Annotated in this window: 11 protein-coding genes and 2 pseudogenes; 10 read left to right on the top strand and 3 right to left on the bottom strand. The window is 61.6% G+C overall.

Annotated features, from left to right (window positions below; translation table 11 throughout):
- The 9 genes from treZ to KVG91_RS27900 all read left to right on the top strand — a co-directional run bounded on the left by treZ (position 1) and on the right by KVG91_RS27900 (position 17,021).
- The gene (treZ, locus tag KVG91_RS22975) at positions 1–1,752 is read left to right on the top strand and encodes a malto-oligosyltrehalose trehalohydrolase (protein ID WP_169378698.1); all 1,752 of its coding nucleotides are present in this window, start codon (positions 1–3) and stop codon (positions 1,750–1,752) included.
- The gene (gene malQ / locus KVG91_RS22970) at positions 1,749–3,833 is read left to right on the top strand and encodes a 4-alpha-glucanotransferase (RefSeq protein ID WP_169378699.1); all 2,085 of its coding nucleotides are present in this window, start codon (positions 1,749–1,751) and stop codon (positions 3,831–3,833) included. The genes treZ and malQ overlap by 4 nt, the downstream gene beginning before the upstream one ends.
- A complete protein-coding gene (locus KVG91_RS22965) occupies positions 3,830–6,580 on the top strand; it encodes a malto-oligosyltrehalose synthase (RefSeq protein WP_169378700.1) in 2,751 nt (916 codons plus the stop codon). The genes malQ and KVG91_RS22965 overlap by 4 nt, the downstream gene beginning before the upstream one ends.
- Positions 6,581–6,603: 23 nt before the next feature.
- Positions 6,604–6,888 (top strand): DUF2934 domain-containing protein, encoded by a 285-nt coding sequence (locus KVG91_RS22960; RefSeq protein ID WP_169378701.1) that lies wholly within the window; start codon positions 6,604–6,606, stop codon positions 6,886–6,888.
- A gap of 133 nt (positions 6,889–7,021) precedes the next feature.
- Positions 7,022–9,181 carry a glycogen debranching protein GlgX gene (gene glgX / locus KVG91_RS22955; RefSeq protein ID WP_169378702.1) on the top strand — a complete coding sequence of 720 codons (2,160 nt, stop codon included), beginning with the start codon at positions 7,022–7,024 and terminating at the stop codon, positions 9,179–9,181.
- 217 nt (positions 9,182–9,398) lie between these two features.
- A complete protein-coding gene (locus tag KVG91_RS22950) occupies positions 9,399–10,160 on the top strand; it encodes a PIG-L deacetylase family protein (protein ID WP_169378703.1) in 762 nt (253 codons plus the stop codon).
- 248 nt (positions 10,161–10,408) lie between these two features.
- Positions 10,409–12,985 (top strand): autotransporter family protein, encoded by a 2,577-nt coding sequence (locus KVG91_RS22945; RefSeq protein WP_169378704.1) that lies wholly within the window; start codon positions 10,409–10,411, stop codon positions 12,983–12,985.
- 209 nt (positions 12,986–13,194) lie between these two features.
- Positions 13,195–15,357: a TonB-dependent siderophore receptor gene (locus KVG91_RS22940; RefSeq protein WP_169378705.1), complete on the top strand. Its 2,163-nt coding sequence runs from the start codon at positions 13,195–13,197 to the stop codon at positions 15,355–15,357.
- A 167-nt stretch (positions 15,358–15,524) separates the two neighbouring features.
- Positions 15,525–17,021 (top strand): methyl-accepting chemotaxis protein, encoded by a 1,497-nt coding sequence (locus tag KVG91_RS27900; protein WP_169378706.1) that lies wholly within the window; start codon positions 15,525–15,527, stop codon positions 17,019–17,021.
- A gap of 10 nt (positions 17,022–17,031) precedes the next feature.
- Here KVG91_RS27900 and KVG91_RS22930 read toward each other — a convergent pair whose 3' ends face one another.
- The 3 genes and pseudogenes from KVG91_RS22930 to KVG91_RS28115 all read right to left on the bottom strand — a co-directional run.
- A complete protein-coding gene (locus KVG91_RS22930) occupies positions 17,032–17,460 on the bottom strand; it encodes a DUF1810 domain-containing protein (RefSeq protein ID WP_169378707.1) in 429 nt (142 codons plus the stop codon).
- Between the two features lie 18 nt (positions 17,461–17,478).
- A pseudogene (locus KVG91_RS28120) lies at positions 17,479–17,913 on the bottom strand (methyl-accepting chemotaxis protein); the annotation flags it as partial.
- A gap of 102 nt (positions 17,914–18,015) precedes the next feature.
- Positions 18,016–18,696, bottom strand: a pseudogene (locus KVG91_RS28115) (PAS domain-containing protein); the annotation flags it as partial.
- Between the two features lie 500 nt (positions 18,697–19,196).
- Here KVG91_RS28115 and KVG91_RS22920 point away from each other — a divergent pair.
- Positions 19,197–20,129: an EamA family transporter gene (locus KVG91_RS22920; RefSeq protein WP_169378709.1), complete on the top strand. Its 933-nt coding sequence runs from the start codon at positions 19,197–19,199 to the stop codon at positions 20,127–20,129.
- The last annotated feature ends 142 nt before the right edge of the window (positions 20,130–20,271 follow it).

The following is a 20,271-nucleotide window of genomic DNA, read 5'->3' as shown; positions in this document are numbered from 1 at the left end:
ATGCCTTTACGGACTCTGGAAACCTGGCCCCACGGCGCAATCATGCTGGACGCGCAACACACGCGTTTCGCCTTGTGGGCGCCAGATGCGTTTTATGTCAGCGTTGAATTGGAAGGGGGCAAATCGGTCGCCATGCTGCCCCAGGCCGAGGGCTGGTTTGAAACCGAAATAGCGTGCCCGGCGGGCACGCGCTACCGCTTCAATATCGACGGCGAAAAAGATGTCCCCGACCCTGCGTCCCGGGCCCAGGCCTCGGACGTGCATGGCTGGAGCGTGGTGGTCGACCCGCTCGCCTACCAATGGCGCAACGCCAACTGGCAGGGCCGCCCCTGGCACGAAGCCGTCATCTATGAGCTGCACGTCGGCGCGATGGGTGGCTACGCCGGCGTCGAGAAGCACCTGCCACGCCTGGCCGAGCTGGGCGTCACCGCGATCGAATTGATGCCTTTGGCGCAATTTCCCGGTGAGCGCAACTGGGGCTATGACGGGGTTCTGCCCTACGCGCCCCAAGCCTCCTACGGGACACCCGAACAGCTCAAGCACCTGATCGACAGCGCCCATGAACAGGGCCTGGCGGTGATCCTTGACGTGGTCTACAACCACTTCGGCCCCGATGGTAATTACCTGGGCCAGTATGCCAAGGGCTTCTTCCAGGAAGACGTCCACACGCCATGGGGCGCCGGCATCGACTTCAATCGTCGCCAGGTTCGGGATTTCTTCCTGGATAACGCGCTGATGTGGCTGCTTGAATACCGCTTCGACGGCCTGCGCCTGGACGCGGTGCATGCCATCGACAACCCGGATTTTCTCAGGGAGCTGGCCCACCGGGTCCGCGAGCAAGTGGACGCCGGCCGACACGTGTGGCTGATGCTGGAAAACGAGCTTAACCAGGCCAGCCTGCTGCAGGACGACTTGGACTTCGACGCGCAATGGAACGACGACTTCCACAACGTGCTGCACGTGTTGCTGACCGGCGAAACCGACGCCTATTACAGCGATTTTGCCGAGGAGCCTACGGCCAAGCTCGCACGCTGCCTGGGTGAAGGCTTCATCTACCAGGGCCACACCACACGACATGGCCATGAGCGTGGCGAACCCAGTGGGCATCTGCCACCGAGCGCCTTTGTGGCGTTCTTGCAGAACCACGACCAGATCGGCAATCGTGCCCTGGGCGAGCGCCTGCACCAGCTCTGCCCGCCCCAGGCCTTGCAGGCGGCGACCGCCTTGCTGCTGTTGTCGCCGATGATTCCGCTGATGTTCATGGGCGATGAAACCAACGCCAGCGAGCCTTTCCTGTTTTTCACCGACCACCATGGCGAACTGGCCGAAGCGGTGCGTGAGGGCCGGCGCAACGAATTTGCCGATTTTGCCGCCTTCAAGGACCCGCAGCGACGCGAGCGCATCCCTGATCCGAATGCCTTGGCGACGTTCCTGCAGACCACGCCCAGCTTTACCGAGAACGCGCACACCCAGTTCTATCGCCAACTGCTGAGCCTGCGCCACCAGCACATTGTGCCGAACCTGCCCGGCAGCGTGACGCTGGGCGCCGAGGTGCTGGCCGACGGCGCGGTGAGTGCGCGTTGGCGCCTGGGCAACGGCAGCCTGTTGCAGATTGATCTGAACCTCAGCGCTACGCCCCTGGATCGTCCCGCGACGGAACATGTCCTGTTCGAAACGCCTGTCAACGATGGCGCACACCTGCCGCCGTTCAGCGCCCGCGTCACCTTATTCCCTGTTGGAGAGCACCCTTGAGCGAAGCGAACCTGGAAATCCTCGCCAGCCGAGCGGGACTGGCCGTCGATTGGATCGACGCAAACGGCCGCCCGCAACGAGTGAAACCCGACGCCTTGCGCGCCGTTCTCAAAGGCCTGGGCCATCCGGCCGACACGGACGCCGAGATCGACGCCAGCCTGCGCGAACTGGAGCAGGAGCAGCAGAACAAAGTCCTGCCACCGTTGATGACCATCGACAGCGGCGAAAGCCTGGACCTGGCGCGCTACTTTGAACCCGACACCCTGTGCCGTGTCAGCCTTGAAGAGGGCGAAACCCTGGAACTGCGGCTCGATGGCGATGCCGTGCTGCCCGGCATCATCGCGCTGGGGTATCACCAGGTGCATATCGCCGACCAGACCTTCACCCTCGCTGTGGCCCCTGCCCACTGCTACAGCGTGGCCGAAGCCGTCGACACCCAACCCGCCCGTGCCTGGGGCCTCAGCGCCCAGCTCTATGCCCTTCGCCGCCTGGGCGATGGCGGCTTTGGCGACACCCTGGCGCTGGAACACCTGGCCCGCTCGGCCGCCGAGCGCGGCGCGGATGCGTTGGCGATCAGCCCAATGCACGCGATGTTCAGCGCCGACACCGGCCGGTTCAGCCCGTATTCGCCCTCGAGTCGGTTGTTCCTCAACAGTTTGTACGCCTCGCCGGGCTGCATTCTGGGCGAGCGCGAAGTGCGCAACGCCATCGAAGCCATCGGCCTGACCGATGAGCTGCACGACTTGGAACAGCACAGCCTGATCGACTGGCCCACCGCCGCCAACGCCAAGCAGCGCCTGTTGCGCGCACTGTATGAGGACTTCCGCCACGGCCATCACCCGCAACATGCCGATTTCCTGAGCTTCCGCCAGGTCGGTGGCGAGGCCCTGGAAAACCACTGCCGCTTCGAAGCTGTACAAGCAGCGCGTGCCGCCGCCGGTGAAAGCCTGGATTGGCGCCACTGGCCCGAGGAGTGGCGTAGCCCGCAGAGCCCGGCACTGGCCAGGTTCGCCGAAGAACATCCCGATGAAATCGGTTACTACGCGTTCAGCCAATGGCTGATCGCCCGCTGCCTGGCGCGCGCGCAACAAGCCGCGCGTGGCAGCGGCATGGGCGTGGGCCTGATCGCCGACCTGGCCGTAGGCGCCGACGGCGGCGGCAGCCAGGCGTGGAGCCGCCAGGATGAATTGCTCGCCGACCTGACCGTGGGCGCGCCACCCGACATTCTCAACCGTGCCGGCCAAGGCTGGGGCATTTCCGCCTTCTCCCCCGAAGGCCTCAAGCGCAATGGCTTTCGCGCATTCATCGAAATGCTGCGCGCCAATTTCGCCCATGCCGGCGGCCTGCGTATCGACCATGTCATGGGCTTGCAGCGTTTGTGGGTGATGCCCATGGACGCTTCGCCGCAGGACGGTGCGTACCTGTATTTCCCGGTGGATGACCTGTTGCGCCTGCTCGCACTGGAATCGCATCGCCACCAAGCCATTGTGCTCGGCGAAGACCTGGGCACCGTGCCGGACGGCCTGCGTGAAAAGCTCATCGCCCGCTCGATCCTGGGCATGCGTGTGCTGCTGTTCGAACAAGACCACGAAGGCCAATTCAAGCCGATCCTCGACTGGCCCGACAATGCGCTGGCCACCACCAGCACCCACGACCTGCCGACCCTCAACGGTTGGTGGCACAGCCGCGATATCGACTGGAACGTCCAGCTCGGCCTGATCGACGCCCCCACCGTGGAACAATGGAGTGAGCACCGCCTGCGCGAACGCCAGGCACTGCGCCAGGCCTTGAGCCAGGACCCGCAGAACTTCGTCGAAGAGATCCGCAATGAAACCGACCACATGATCGACGCCAGCGTGCGCTACCTCGGCCACACCCGTGCGCCCCTGGTATTGCTGCCGCTGGAAGATGCGCTGGGCATCGAGGAACAAGCCAACCTGCCCGGCACCACCGACACCCACCCCAATTGGCGCCGCCGCCTGCCGGGTGAGGCCTCCAGCCTGCTCGACAATGCCGGCGCTGCCCGTCGCCTCGAGCTGCTGGCCGTCGCGCGTAACCAAGCCTATGAGCGTGACCGATGAAAGCACTGCCCCTGCGCGCTACCCAGCGCCTGCAATTCCATAAAGGTTTTACCCTCGATGACGCGGTGCCGCTGGTGCCGTATTTCGCCCAGCTCGGCATCAGCCACCTGTACGCCTCGCCGCTGCTCAGCGCCCGCGCCGGTTCCATGCACGGCTACGACGTAGTCGACCCGACCACCGTCAACCCGGAGCTTGGCGGCGAAGCGGCCTTGCGCCGCCTGGTGGCTGCACTGCGTGAGCACGAGATGGGGCTGATCCTCGATATCGTCTCCAACCATATGGCCGTGGGCGGTGCCGATAACCCCTGGTGGCTGGACCTGCTGGAGTGGGGCCGACTGAGCCCCTACAGTGAGTTCTTCGATATCCAGTGGCATTCGCCCGACCCTTTGCTCAAGGGTCAACTGCTGATGCCGTTCCTGGGCAGCGACTACGGCGAAGCCTTGCAGAACGGCACGCTGACCTTGCACTTCGATGCCAGCCACGGTGCGTTCTACGTCGAGCATTACGAACACCGTTTCCCGATCTGCCCCAAGGATTACGCAGCGATTCTAGGCACTGGCGAACAGCTCAAGCCCCTCGCCGACCGCTTCAGCGCCCTCGCCTACCAGGACGACGCCTACCACGAGGCGGCGTGGCTCAAACAAGCCCTGGCGGAACGCGCCACCGAAGTATTGCCCGCCATCGAGCAGCGCCTGAGCGAGTTCGACGGCCGCCAGCCGGAGGGCTTCGAACGTCTGCATCAGTTGCTCGAACAACAGGCCTACCGCCTCGCCAGCTGGCGCACTGCGGCGGACGATATCAACTGGCGGCGCTTCTTTGATGTCAACGAACTGGGCGGCCTGCGGGTCGAACGTACCGCTGTGTTCGAAGCCACCCATGGCAAGATTTTCGAACTGATCAGCGAAGGCCTGGTGGATGGCCTGCGCATCGACCATATCGACGGCCTGGCTGACCCGCGTGGCTACTGCCGCAAGCTGCGCCGCCGTGTCGATTCATTGTCGCCGCAGCGGCATTTGCCGATCTTCGTCGAGAAAATCCTCGGCGAAGGCGAAACCCTGCGCAAAGACTGGCAAGTGGACGGCACCACCGGCTACGAATTCATGAACCAGCTCTCACTGCTGCAACATGACCCGAGCGGCTTTGCGCCGTTGGCCGAGCTGTGGACGCGCCACAGCGAACGGCCTTCAGCGTTTATGGAAGAGGCACGGCTGGCGCGACAGCAGATCCTCAACGGTTCCCTCGGCGGCGACTTTGAAAGCGTGGCCCAGGCCCTGTTGCAAGTGGCACGCGATGATGTGATGACTCGCGACATGACCCTGGGCGCCATCCGCCGGGCCTTGCAGGAATTGATCGTGCACTTCCCGGTGTACCGCACCTACATCAGCGCCCGTGGCCGCAGCGCGGAAGACGACAAGATCTTCCGCCAGGCCATGGAAGGCGCGCGCACGACCTTGAGCGAAGGCGATTGGCCGGTGCTCGATCACCTGGAAAAATGGCTCGGCGGCCAGCCCTGGCGCAAGCGCCCGCTGGGCCGAGAGCGCAAGATCCTCAAGCATGCCTGCGTGCGGTTCCAGCAACTGACCTCGCCCGCCGCTGCCAAAGCAGTGGAAGACACTGCGTTCTATCGCTCGGCGGTCTTGCTGTCGCGCAACGACGTGGGCTTCAGTACCGAGCAGTTCAGCGCGCCGTTGGCCGAGTTTCATCAGGTCAACACTGAGCGTCTGCAGGCGTTCCCGGACAACCTGCTGGCCACCGCCACCCACGACCACAAGCGCGGCGAAGACACCCGTGCACGCCTGGCCGTGCTCAGTGAGTGCGCGCCGTGGTACGTCGAGCAGGTCGAACAGTGGCGTACCCTCGCCGCCCCGTTGCGTACCGATGCCAATGCGCCGTCGGCCGGTGATGAACTGATCCTCTACCAGGCGTTGCTGGGCAGTTGGCCGCTGGATCAAGACGCTGACTTTGACGGTTATAAACAACGCTTGTGGCAATGGCAGCAAAAGGCGCTGCGCGAAGCGAAATTGCAGAGCAGTTGGAGCGCGCCCAACGAGGCCTATGAACAGGGCGTCGAGGCCTTCCTGTCACGGCTGTTGCTCAGTGACGAAGGCCAGGTGCTGCGCACCGCCATCGGCGACGCCGCGCAGGCCATTGCGCCGGCCGGTGCGCTCAATGGCCTGGCGCAATCCTTGCTTCGCATCACCGTGCCGGGCGTGCCGGACCTGTACCAGGGCGACGAATTCTGGGACTTTAGCCTGGTGGACCCGGACAACCGCCGCCCGGTGGATTTCAGCGCACGGCAGCAGGCACTGAATACGCCACCGGACGTTGGCGAACTGCTGTTCAACTGGCGCGACGGGCGTATCAAACAGGCGCTGATCGCCGAGGCCCTGGCCCTGCGCACGGCCCATCCCGAGCTATTCCGCGACGGCGCCTATACCCCGTTGGAAGTGGTAGGCAAGCACGCCGAGCGCGTGGTCGCGTTCTGTCGCGAACATGAGGGCAAACAGCTGTTGGTGCTGGTACCGCGCTGGTCGCATCAACTGCTTGAAAACGGTGTGCACCCGCAGATCAATGCGCAGGTTTGGGGCGATACGCGGGTCAAATTACCGTTCGCCGTGCCAAACCAACACTGGAAGGGACTTTTTCACACAGGCGCAGTCACACCAGACAAGGAGCTGTTGGTCAGCACAGCGCTGGGGGATTTCCCGGTCAATGTCTTTATCAATTCTGATGATCAAGAAAGCTGAAAAATTCTGCGAGGAGCATTGTGATGAGTACTGAAGACAAACGCATACGCGAGCTGGCGCATCAGATCTGGGAGTCTGAGGGCAAACCCCATGGTGAAGATGCTCGCCACTGGGAGATGGCGCGCAAACTGGCCGAAGCCGAAGCGCTGACGCCAAACAAGCCAAAAGCTGCGGCCAAGCCGAAGACGGCGCCCAAGTCGCCTGCCGCCAAAGCGCCGGCCGCCAAAGCCAAGCCGGCGCCTGCGAGCAAACCGACACCGGCGCCGGCCGCTAAAAAGCCGGCGGCGCCGAAAAAGCCCAAACCCTGACCCTCGTCATTCGATAACCCTCCTCCCGGCGGCGTCGGCAGGAGGGGATTCTGTTTTTGATACCGATCAGCTGACTTTCCGTCGGCAGGGCCCCGTTCGGCCCAAAGTATTTCCCCTTCCAGGAGCAACCTACATGAGCAAACCCCATAAGACCCCAGCGACGCCGGGCGGTGAACCGTCACGGGTTCGTGAAGGTTTACCGTTCCCCCTCGGTGCCACCTGGGACGGCCTGGGTGTCAACTTTGCGCTGTTCTCGGCCAATGCCACCAAGGTCGAGCTGTGCTTGTTCGACGACACCGGCGAAGTCGAGCTGGAGCGTATAGAGCTGCCGGAATACACCGACGAGATCTTCCACGGCTACCTGCCCGACGCCCACCCCGGGCTGATTTACGGCTATCGCGTGTACGGTCCGTATGACCCGGCCAACGGGCACCGTTTCAACCACAACAAATTGCTGATCGACCCCTACGCCAAGCAGTTGGTGGGCGAACTCAAATGGTCCGAAGCGCTGTTCGGCTACACCATCGGCCACCCGGACGACGACCTGAGTTTCGATGAACGCGACAGCGCGCCCTTCGTGCCCAAATGCAAAGTCATCGACCCCGCGCACACCTGGGGCAACGACCAGCCAGTGCGGGTGCCGTGGGACCGTACGATCATTTACGAAACCCACTTGCGTGGCATCAGCATGCGTCACCCTTCGGTCGACGAGGCGGTGCGCGGCACCTGTGCCGGGCTGATGGAAGACGACGTGCTCAAGCACATCCGCCAGTTGGGGGTGTCTTCGGTTGAGCTGCTGCCGGTGCACGCCTTCGTCAACGACCAGCATCTGCTGGAAAAAGGCATGACCAACTACTGGGGCTACAACAGCATCGCGTTTTTTGCCCCGGACCCGCGCTACCTCGCCAGCGGCAAGATCGCCGAGTTCAAGGAAATGGTCGCGCACCTGCATGAGCAGAAGCTCGAAGTGATCCTCGACGTGGTCTACAACCACACCGCCGAGGGCAACGAGCGCGGCCCGACCCTGTCCATGCGCGGTATCGACAACGCCTCGTACTACCGCCTGATGCCGGACGAGAAGCGCTTCTATATCAACGATTCCGGCACCGGCAACACGTTGGACCTGAGCCACCCGTGCGTTTTGCAGATGGTCACTGACTCGCTGCGCTACTGGGCCACGGAAATGCATGTCGATGGCTTCCGCTTCGACCTGGCGACCATTCTTGGCCGCTACCGTGACGGCTTTGACGAGCGTCACAGCTTCCTCGTCGCCTGCCGCCAGGACCCGGTGTTGCGTCAGCTGAAAATGATCGCCGAGCCTTGGGATTGCGGTCCTGGCGGCTATCAAGTGGGGAATTTCCCGCCAGGTTGGGTGGAATGGAACGACCGTTTCCGCGACACCGTGCGGGCGTTCTGGAAAGGCGATGACGCTCAGCTGGCCGATTTCGCCGCGCGCATGACGGCTTCCGGCGAGATGTTCAACCATCGTGGGCGCCGTCCGTACAGCTCGGTGAATTTCATCACCGCGCATGACGGGTTCACCCTGCACGACCTGGTGTCTTACAACGATAAGCACAACGAAGCCAACGACGAAAACAACCAGGACGGCAGCAACAACAACCTGTCCTGGAACCACGGTGTCGAAGGGCCTACCGACGATCCGGAAATCAACGCGTTGCGCCTGCGTCAAATGCGCAACTTCTTTGCCACGCTGCTGCTGTCCCAGGGCACGCCGATGCTGGTGGCCGGTGACGAATTCGCGCGTACCCAGCACGGCAATAACAACGCGTATTGCCAAGACAGCGAAATCGGCTGGATCAATTGGGATCTGGACGAAGACGGCAAGGATTTGCTCAAGTTTGTGAAGCGCTTGATCAAGCTGCGCCTGGCCTACCCGATCCTGCGTCGTGGCCGCTTCCTGGTGGGCGACTACAACGAAGATATCGGCGTGAAGGACGTCACTTGGCTGTCGCCGGACGGCTCGGAGATGAGCACTGAACAGTGGGAAGACAGCAACGGTCGCTGCCTGGGCATGTTGATGGATGGTCGCGCCCAGGAAACCGGGATTCGCCGTCCCGGCGCCGATGCCACGCTGCTGCTGGTGGTCAACGCCCACCATGACGTGGTCAATTTCCGCTTGCCGCCGGTGCCCGAGGGTGAGTTCTGGACCTGCATGCTCGACACCAACGAGCCCGCGGTGCGCGGCCAGGAACGCTTCGATTTCGAACATGAGTACGGCGTCACCGGCCGCTCGCTGTTGCTGTTCGAACTGCAGCGCGAAGACGAGGCGTGACATAAAGCGGTGTGGCGATGACCTGAAGGCATGCCGTCTGAAAAACGGCGTGCCTGAATGTTAAAGCCCCCATCCTTGTCTATGCTGAGGACGTCTTGCTGGCACTCCACGATTGGAAGTGCCAGGCCACCACTACGGCGGAGCCCGTGGTGAATACAAGCGAGTCGTGGCGCCCACGCGGCACGGCCCAGCGCTAACCGACAAGGATGTGCCCCCCATGAAGCTTGCTTCCCCAAGCGACGGCCGTAGCGGCTCCGCACAGATCTGGAACAGCGCCCCCCAGCTGGCGCAGATTCCCCCCATCACCCCTTCCTCGCTGGTGCCCCCTGGCGCCCGCGTGGTCATCATCGCGCCTCATCCCGGTGACGAAGTCCTGGCCTGCGGCGGCCTGCTGCAATTGCTCAGCAACCTGGAACACCCGCTGAAACTGATCTCCCTCACCGATGGCAGTGCCAGCCATCCGGGCTCCAATGTCTGGCCGGCGAGCCGCTTGAGCGTCGTGCGCCCCCAGGAAAGCGTCGAAGCCCTGCGCCGCCTGGGCATGCCGTTGCACAGCCTGAAGTGGATCCGTGGCGGATTCTGCGATAACGCCCTGGCCGCGCGGGAAGCGCAACTGAGCCAATTCATTGCACGCTACCTGCAGCCTGGCGATGTGGTGTTCAGCCCCTGGCGCAATGACGGCAACGACGACCATGACAGCGTCGGCCGCGCCAGTGCCAGTGCCTGCAGCCTGGTGGGCGCGCAACTGCATGAACTGCCGATCCGAGCCTGGCACTGGCCCGCCCGTGAAGCGGCGATCATCCCCTGGCACCGAGCGCGCAAGGTGCGCCTGGACGCCTGGAGCGTGGCGCGCAAACTCCACGCCGCCCATGCGTATGCCAGCCAGTTGGCCGGTGACCCGCAGATCGGCCTGGCGCCCATGCTGGCTCAGGTACTGCTGGAGCGCATGCGCGAGCCTTATGAGATTGTGCTGTCTTAATACCAGACTCGTTTTGTACCTGTTATTTCTGACAGTAGCGGCCTGGGCAATGGCTGGCTATGGTGGAAAAAGTACTGCACGGATTCAGGTGCAGTCGAGAAAGCCATGCCAACCCTTTGCATTGGCCGGTGTTTTCAGAAACGGGTAACCCGCTGTCCCCTGATCCGTATCGCGCATCACGTTGTCATGGCCTGGCCGCACCTGCCATTGCAGGTGCAGGGCAATCTTTCCCTGGATGAGGACGGATCATGCGCATGCGGATATCACACCTGTTGTTTTTGGGCATCACCTGCTCGGCGGCTCTTGTCACATGGTCATCGCTCACACACGGCGCCTGTGCCATCGTACCCACTGCCGGTAACGACACCTTCATCTGCGATAGCGGGATCAGCGCAGCCTTCACCGATACCGGCGGCGACAATACCTTGACCATGAGCGGAACCGGCACCATCGCCGGGAATGCCACCTTTGGTGCTGGTATCGATATCGTCACCCTTCTCGACGCCTCCAGCACAGGGATGCAGATCAACGGTTCGCTCAATCAGGGCGACGGCGACAATATCCTCCAGATGAACAACGGCACCATCACGGGCTCGGTTATCCAGGGCGCCGGCAGGGATATTGTGCAATTCAGTGGCGGTAGCATAGGCGAGGTGCTCCAAGGGGCCGGTGTCGATATCTACACCATGAGCGCCGGCACAGTCACCGGAGATGTTGATCAGGGTGACGGGCTGGACGACTTCGTCATGAACGCCGGCACAATCGTCGGCGCATTTTTATCGGGTGACCGCGCGACCATGACTGGCGGTAGCATCGGCCGGGTCAATATGCTGCTCGATGACAATGTGTTCGACATGAAAGGGGGAACCATTGTCGCCAACCTTGTGACGGGGTTTGGCAACGACACCATTCGGGTGTCGGGGCCCAGTTATATCGGGGGCAATATCAGCCTCAGCGGCGGTACGGATCGCGTCACGATCACCGGCGGTACCGTGAACGGACAGATCCTTACCAGCCTCGGCGAGGATAGGCTCGAATGGGTCGGTGGCGGTCAGGTCAACTCCTTCATCTTGATGGGTGGCGACAACGACACCGCACTGTTACAGAACCTGACCGAAACCATCGTAGCGTCTACCCCCTTGATCGATGGCGGCCTCGGGGTTGATACCCTGACCTTGGACAACAGCCAACTCAGTACGCCGGAACGGTACATGAGCTGGGAAACCGTGAATCTGGACAACAACGCAACGCTCAATCTCGGCGGTACATTTACCCTGGGCGATGCCGGCACAGGCACCGGCACCATGAACGTCAATGGCAGCAGCGTTCTGGTGGTCAGCACTGGGGTCCTCGCTTCCTTTGACCCGGCCCAACTGGCGACGTTGAACAACCGCGGAATGATCGACATGGTCAGGGGTAGTTCCACCGCGTCCGACACGTTTACGGTAAACGGAAACTACACCGGCACGGACGGCCAGCTCAACCTGCAAACAGTGTTGGGTGACGAGACTTCGCTCAGCGATAAACTGGTGATCAGCGGTGGCGCAATCCAGGGCACTACCGATCTGTTCGTCACCAACCTGGGCGGCGCGGGCGCAGCGACCCTGCAGGACGGTATTCAGGTAGTCCAGGCGATCAACGGGGCAACCGGGCCTGGCACCGCGTTCACCTTGGGGAACGCAGTGTCAGCTGGAGCATTTGACTACTACCTGTTTAAAGGTGGGGCCACTGCCGGCACCGAGCAGAGTTACTACCTGCGTTCCACCCTTCCTGTCACGCCGCTGCCGACACCCGAGGATCCACCCGTACAGTTGCCGATTCCCGTGGACGGCACCCCGCCGCTACCGCCCAATCCCGGTGGCAAGGAAATCCCGCTCTATCGCCCCGAGGTGCCTGTTTACTCAGCGCAGCTTCCGGCTGCCGACCAGATGGTGCGTGCAACGATGGGGACTTATCACGAACGCATGGGCGACCAAAGTGCACAACAGACGGGCGGTACTCGGGGAGGCTGGGGCCGTGTCTATGGCAACCGTAGTCGGCAACAGTTTGAGGGCACTGTAAGCCCGACGCTGGACAGTTCCGTCAAAGGCTTCCAAGTGGGCACTGATGTTTATGCCCACACCGACGACAGCGGCCGAACTCAGCATGCCGGTCTGTTCGTGGGCCACAGCACACTCAAAGGCAATGTAAAGGGCTTTAACGGTGGCTGGGAGGACAAGGACGCCGGCAAGACCACGTTGCGCGGTGACAGCGTGGGGGGTTACTGGACGCTGATCGGTGCGAATCAGGCTTATGTAGACCTGGTGGTGATGGGAACCCGCTTGTATGGCAACAACGAATCAGACCGGGGGGTGAAAATGAAAACCCGTGGGCGCAATTTGACAGGCTCCGCCGAAGTCGGCTGGCCGTTCCCGGTGAGCGAGCGCTGGGTGATTGAGCCCCAGGCTCAACTCATCGTTGGCAAGACCCGACTCGACAGCCAGAACGATCGGATTTCCGAAGTTGAATTTAAAGCCGACACCCACGTCACCACTCGCCTGGGTGCGCGGCTACGCGGTGATTTCCTGGCCAGCAACATGCCATTCCGACCGTATCTGCGCGCGAACGTCTGGCATGCCAGCGCCGGGGACAATAGCGTGATTTTCAACGATGCCACCCGTATCGATACCGAACAAAAATCCACCACGCTGCAGGTCAGCCTGGGGGCGACGTTGCAGGTCGCTGATGGGGTGAACCTGTACGGCGAAATGGGCTACAACCGCAATCTGGACAGCAACAGCTACAACGGCCAAGAAGCCGGAGTGGGACTAAGGGTGAACTTTTAGATTCCACGCGTGCATCGCACAAATTGCGACGGGTGCGCGCCAACACATCAAGCCGGCCTGCTGGACGCGGGTCAGCTGTGATGTGAAAAATTCGTTAACTAATTATCCCAAAAGGCTTTTTCCCCAAGACACAATCTGCCAGACTTATGCGAATAATTATCAACATCTTTATTATTCGCCAAGGACGGCATTTGGGGAGTGTCAGTTTCATGTCTGCGCAATATCACGGTCGTACAGGTTTTGCACCCAGCTTTGTGGCGCTGGCTGTCTGTCTCGCAAGCTCGCAAGCGGTATTCGCCGCCGATACGCAAGCGCCGACGGCCACCCTGGAACTGGGTGCCACGCAAATTTCCGGCGAAGAACAACTGGGCGAAACCACCGAAGGTACGCAGTCCTACACCACGGGGGCGATGAAAACCGCGACCAAGCTGCCGTTGACCATGCGTGAGACACCGCAGGCCGTGACCGTGATCACCCGCCAACGTATGGATGACCAGGCGATGACCAGCATCAACGATGTAGTCAAGGCTACGCCGGGACTGTTCCTGAACTTCTCCAGCGGTCCTGGCCGACAGTCTTACACTTCGCGCGGTTTCGACATCGACAACCTCATGTATGACGGCATCCCGAGCGGCTATAACGGTGTTTCGGTGGGTGCACAGCCGAACCTGGCGATGTTCGATCGGGTCGAAGTCGTGCGCGGTGCTACCGGCTTGGTGACCGGCGCGGGTAACCCTTCGGCTGCCATTAATCTAGTACGCAAACGGCCACTGAACGAGCAGAAAGTCACCCTCACCGGCGCCGCCGGCAGTTGGGACGACTATCGCGGCGAGCTGGACGCGTCCAGCCCGCTCAATGACAGCGGCACGTGGCGCGGGCGCGTCGTGACCTCTTATCGCGATGCCAACAGCTTCATCGACAACGCCGAGGAATATCACGGCCTGTTCTATGCTGTTACCGAAGCCGACCTGAGCGAAGACACCACCCTGACCCTTGGCTTCTCGAACCAGAAGGACAAGACCAATTACTTCTGGGGTTCATCGATGGTCGGCCAGGACGGCCATCACCTGAACCTGCCGCGCTCCTACAACCCCGGCACCGACTGGGAAAACAAAGACCAGGAAATCAACACGGTGTTCGCAGAATTGCGTCAACGCCTGGCCAATGACTGGAAGCTACAAGTCAACGCCAATTACGCCGAACAAAACGCATTGTTCTCCGGCTCCTACCAGTCCCGCTGGGTTGCCAACACACCGGCACGCACGGTCTACCAGGCGGCCTACGATGAAAACCAGGCGGGTGTCGACGCGTTTGCCAGCGGGCCCTTCCAAGCGTTCGGGCGTACCCATGAGGTGGTGGTGGGCGCCAGCCGGCGCATCTACGACATGACCACCCACAACTACAGCCCGTACAACCTCAACTGGCCACTCACTGCTGGCAAGCCGGATTTCACCCACACCACCAATGACCGCGACGTCACGACCCAGGACGGCCTCTATGTCACTACGCGCCTGAGTTTGGCAGATCCGTTGAAGCTGATCCTCGGCGCGCGTCTGGACTGGTATGACTACGATGCCCATGGCAGCGACACCGGCGACTATAAGGTCACCCGCAATCTCACCCGTTACGCGGGCCTGATCTACGACCTGGACGACTATCATTCGGTCTATGTCAGCTACAGCGACATCTTCACGCCACAAAGCGAAAAGGATACCTCCGGTACTCCGCTCAAGCCCATCATCGGCAAAAACTACGAGGTGGGTATCAAGGGCGAATACCTGGGGGGCGCGCTGAATGCGAGCGTGGCGCTGTTCCGCGTCGACCAGGAAAACCGTGCCGTGGGGGTGACCGTGCCCAACTGTCCGCAGGCATCTTGCTCGCAAGCCTCGGGCGAGATCCGCAGCCAGGGCATCGACTTCGAACTGCAAGGCGCCTTGACCGAGCATTGGCAGGTCGGCGGCGGCTACACCTATGCGCGTACGCACACCATAAAAGATGAAGCCAACCCGCAGAACGTCAACAAGCAATTCGATACAGATACCCCGGAGCACTTGTTCAAGCTGACCACCAGCTACCACTTTCAGGGCCCGTTGGAAAAACTCCGCGTAGGCGGCAACGTCTCATGGCAGAGCCGCATGTACAACGACCTCGATCTGGCCAACGGCGGCAGCTACCGTATCAAGCAAGGCGCCTATGCCGTCACCGACCTGATGGCAGGCTACAAGGTCAACGACCACCTGGACCTGCAGCTCAACGCCAACAACATCTTCGACCGTCGGTACTATTCGACCATTGCCAACTCCGTGAGCTATGGCGGCGACGCTTATGGCAACCCGCGCAACATGATGCTCACCGCAAAATACAGCTTCTGACCCCAGCCCCATCAACGGCTACCCTCCCAGGTAGCCGCCTCTAAAGTCCTGCCCTCTGATGCCGATATACGGTTGGCATCCATGATTCCAATAAAAAAACCAAAAACACCGATTCGCTCCACCCTGCCCTCGCTTTGTTTCGGCCAGCCCCCATGGAGTAAGTGTGAATGCCCACCCCCACGCGTTTTTTCGAACACTACCGCAAAGCCGACCGCATCATGCTGGCGTTGATCTGGCTGATGTTCCTGTTTTCCTTGGGGCTGGGGTTCTGGCATGACACGCTGATGCAGGCCGTCATGGTGGGCGGCGGCACCAGCCTGGTGCTGACCGCGCTCTACCGCGCCATCGGTGGAACCCGTGTGATGCGTTGCGTCCTCGGCGCCGGCCTGATGGTCATGGCGGCGCTGCATATCAACCAGGCCCAGGGTGTGATCGAAGCCCACTTCGGTATTTTCGCGCTGTTGGCGGTGCTGACGTTTTATCGCGACTGGCTGCCGATCCTGGTCGCGGCGGCCACCATCGCCGTGCACCACGTGGTATTCCATGCTCTGCAACATCAGGGATTCCCGGTGTTTGTGATGGAGCACCATGGCGGCTGGACCATGGTCTTCGTCCACGCGTTCTACGTGGTCATGGAAACCGTCGCCCTGCTCTACCTCGCCGTGCACAGCCAGGCCGAAGCGGTCGAGAGCCAGGAAATGCTCGAGAAAATGCTCGCGGTCACCTCCCAGGTCAGCGCGCAAACCAACCAAGGCGAAGGCAAGGCGCATGTGTCGCTGGCCAAGCGTTTTGATCACTTCCTGCAGCAGATCACCCACCTGATCGATGGCGTCGCCCGCGACTCCCAGGGCCTTGGCGAGCTCGGTCGAGAGCTGGCCAGCGCCAGCGGCACATTGGAACAAGGCGCGCGCCATCAACTGGTGGAAATCACCCAGATGACCGGCTCGATGCAGCGCATGGAAGACGCCATGGGCCACATATCCGTGCACGTCGAGCAAGCGGTGGATCGCGCCGACAGGGCCAGCGCGCAGATCCTGCGTGGCCAGGAAAGCGTCGGCCGCGCCCAGCAGGAAATCACTCAGTTGGCGTCACGCCTGAACGGCACCCACGCGACCGTGCAAGGCCTGGCCGCGCAGGCCGAACAGATCGGCAGCGTGCTTGAAGTGATCAGCAGCATCGCCAGCCAGACCAACCTGCTCGCCCTCAACGCCGCCATCGAAGCCGCCCGCGCCGGCGAGCAAGGCCGCGGCTTTGCCGTGGTTGCCGACGAAGTGCGCAGCCTGGCGCAACGCACGGCGGTGTCCACCCAGGAAATCAAAACCATCATTGAAGGCTTGCAGCAAGGCAGCCGTGAAGCCGTCGACGCCATGCACGATAGCCGCCAGGGCGTGGAGCGCTGCGTGGAAGATAGCCAGATGGCGGTGGACATGCTGCGAGCAGTAGGCGACGACATCACGCACATCAACGACCTGAATGGACGGATCGTGACCACTACGCGCGAGCAGACCTCGGCCAACCTGGAGATTGTCGGGCGGTTGCAGTCGGTGCAGAGCATCGCCCAAAGCACGGCCGATGACGTCGAAACCCTTGCCCGCAGCAGCGAGCGCTTGCCGCCGATTGCCGTGCGGCTGGATGCGCTGGGCAAGCACTTTCATCAAGCGTGATGCGCCCTGCTTATCCTGCCTCAAGCAACAAGAGTGTCTTGCGATCCGGTTCACCGTCGAAAAACTGATCCAGTGCCGTTTGGTACACAGTGGACTCGGTCTGGACGCTCATGAACAACGTCAGGCAAGAGCGAAACTTCAAGTCATCGGGCGTGCCGAATAGCTGCCCGGTGCTTGTTCCGCGGTGTTGCAGAACCGCCTTGACGCAGCTTTCGAGCCTTGGGCCGAGCACCTCGTGCTCTAGATAAGCGCGTGCCTCGGCCACGCCAGAGATAGCGAAATGCTGGGCCATCTCGGAACGACCGAGCCCCTGCACTTGCGGAAAGACGAACCACATCCAGTGACTCGTCTTGCGCCCCGCGTGCAGTTCGGCCATGACGCGACTGAACACCGGGCGCTGGGCCTCGACAAAACGCGACAGATTGAACCGGTCGGGCATGGCTGGTTCTCCTCCTGGCTAAGCCACCTGGGTGGCAAACCTGCCCACTGCGTCGACGACTTTCTTTGCGCCGTCCTGAATTTCGACAATGACCTGGCCGGCTTGCGTGGCCAGTTCAAGGCCTTGCTCGGCCTGGGACTTGCTGTTGGCCATCTCGGCGACGGTCTCGTCCACCAGCTTCTGGTTCTGCAGCACAACCGAAGCGATTTCTTCCGTCGCCGTGCTGGTGCGCCCGGCCAGTTGTCGAACCTCATCCGCCACCACCGCGAAACCTCGGCCCTGCTCGCCCGCGCGGGCCGCTTCAATCGCGGCATTCAGTGCCAACAGGTTGGTTTGTTGGGCGATGCTGCTGATGGTCTGAATGATCGAGCTGATCAACAAGGACTGCTTGCCGAGCGCCTCAACCCCACCGGAGGCCGCCTGCATGTCCACCGCGATTTTACGCATGGTGTGCATCGTGTCGTTGACGACCACCGCGCCACGCTGGGCAGTGACATCGGTCTGCTGGGATATTTCAAACGCCGTGTGGGCGGCCCCACTGACCTCTTGTTCGCGGGCAACCTGGTCGCTGACCACCGTCGCGAACTTGACCACCTTGCACAGGTTGCCTTCGGTGTCGTAAACCGGGTTGTACGTCGCTTCCAGCCATACGGTCTGGCCGCGACTGTCAACGCGTTCGAATCGGCCGGCGACAAATTCGCCTCTGTTCAAGGTTGCCCAGAAATCCTTGTATCGCTGCGACGACGTTTCCTCTGGCGTGCAGAAGATACGGTGATGACTGCCTCTGGCCTGCTCCAGGCTGTAACCCATCGCTTGTAGAAACTGGTCATTGGCCTTGAGGACATGCCCTGAAAGATCGAACTCGATCACCGCCGTCGAACGCAGCAGTGCGTCGATAAAGGAGGCATTTTCCGATGATTTTTCCACGCGGGAAGTGATATTCGTCGCATAGCAAGTGACATGGCTCAACTTGCCGGTCGCATCCGTTATGGGCCGCCAATGGGCATGCAGCCACACCAGTGAACCATCGGCGTGCAGGTACCTGTATTCGTCAGTGATTGATTTGCCAGCGGCGACCGCAGCGCGAAAGTTATGAAAGCACGGCAGCTTGGACACGTATTGCGGAACAATCTGGGCCATGGCACGGCCCAGAAGCTGATCCTTTGTATAGCCCAAGGCTTGGGCAAAATTGTCGTTGCAGGCAATGATTTCGAACACCGGATCGATACTCAACATGAGCATTTCACGGTCCAGGCCATCGCGCAGTTGGCGCAACTCCGACAGCTCGGCTGACTGCGATTGAAGCTGGTTCTTGATTTTGGTATTGAACATGGAAAGCCGCCTCTTGGGTCATATCAAGTCTATCGGCATGCCATGTTGCATATTGAGGCCGTCCGATGGTCAAAAAGCTCCTTTAACGCTCAAAGCATAGTTGAGCAAAAATATTCCGGTGGGCGAAACTGGGGCGGTCGAATTGCCCCAGGCTATGGACGCGGAATGGCCTCGACCAGTCATACGATCTCTATTCCGTTACCGGTTTTAATCGATTTACTCGACTCGGCGGAACGGCTTACGCGAACCGAATCAGAACATGTAAATACAAGGTCTTAAGCAACTTCCAGAAAGTACTTCCTTGCCCCTTCGATTAAAACGCGCTACAAATCCCTCGCAATGTTGTACGACAACTAAAAATAATCTGCCATCCTCGACGGTGGCGCCAACTGCTCGAGCCCGCCATGACGCCCCCTGCCCCCACTCCTTTCTCCCGCCACATCGCCGTGTTGATCCTGCTGTGCATGGGCTGTGCCTTTGCAGGCAACCACATCGCCGCGCGCGTCGCCTTCGATGATGGTGCCGGCGTGCTATTGGCCATCCTGTTGCGCTCAGGCGGCACCTTGTTGGTGCTGGCCGTGCTGGTGCTGTGGCAGCGCCAAAGCCTGCGCCTGCCGCCAGGTGCGTGGCGCTGGCAAGGGCTGTTGGGCGTACTCATCGCCACCCAAAGCCTGTGCCTTTATTCCGCCGTGGCACGTGTACCGGTCGCGCTGGCGCTGCTGTTGGGTAACGTGTTCCCGATCTTGCTGGCACTGCTCACTTGGGCCTGCGGCGGCCCGCGTCCTACCGCTCGCACCGCCTTGCTGATGGGCCTGATCCTGGTGGGCCTGGTGTTCGTCCTTGACGTACCAGGCCGCCTCTCAAGCAGCACCGAACTCGGCCCGCAATGGCTGCTCGGTGTAAGCCTGGCCTTCTGCGCCGCCTGTGCATTCGCCTGCGCGCTGTGGATCACCGATCACAAGTTGTCCCAGGTACGCGGTTCGGTGCGCAGCCTGCTGACGATTTTCATCGTGTTCAGCAGCGTCAACCTCGCAGGCTTGACTGGCGCCCTGCCGGGCGGCCTGAACCCGCCGGCGACCAGCACCGGCTGGCTGGCACTGGCCACGTTGGTGGTGCTGTATGGGACCGGGTTTATCGTGCTGTTCATCTCAGTACCGCGCCTGGATATGCCGCGCAACGCACCGGTGATGAACATTGAGCCGCTGGCGACATTGCTGATGGGCTGGATCGTGCTCGATCAAATGCTCAGCGCCGGGCAGCTGGCGGGAGGTGTGATTGTCGTGACGGGGATTGTGCTGCTGACGTATCGCAAGGCGCCTCGGCCTGCGCCTCGGTAACCGTCATCCCTGCGCCTGACTTGGCCCATTTCGTGCGTGCTCCATTGCCAGCAAGTCGCTGCTGACTATGCGGACGACTCTTTTGGGCCCCGTCGCCCGCGCGCCTGCCCGGATAATCGGTCATCCCCCGCCACACCGAGGC

Origin of the sequence: Pseudomonas azadiae, from assembly GCF_019145355.1 — a bacterium.
GTDB classification, from domain to species: Bacteria; Pseudomonadota; Gammaproteobacteria; order Pseudomonadales; family Pseudomonadaceae; genus Aquipseudomonas; species Aquipseudomonas azadiae.
Note: the sequence above shows the minus strand (reverse complement) of the source record. Positions and strands in the feature narration are given on the sequence as shown.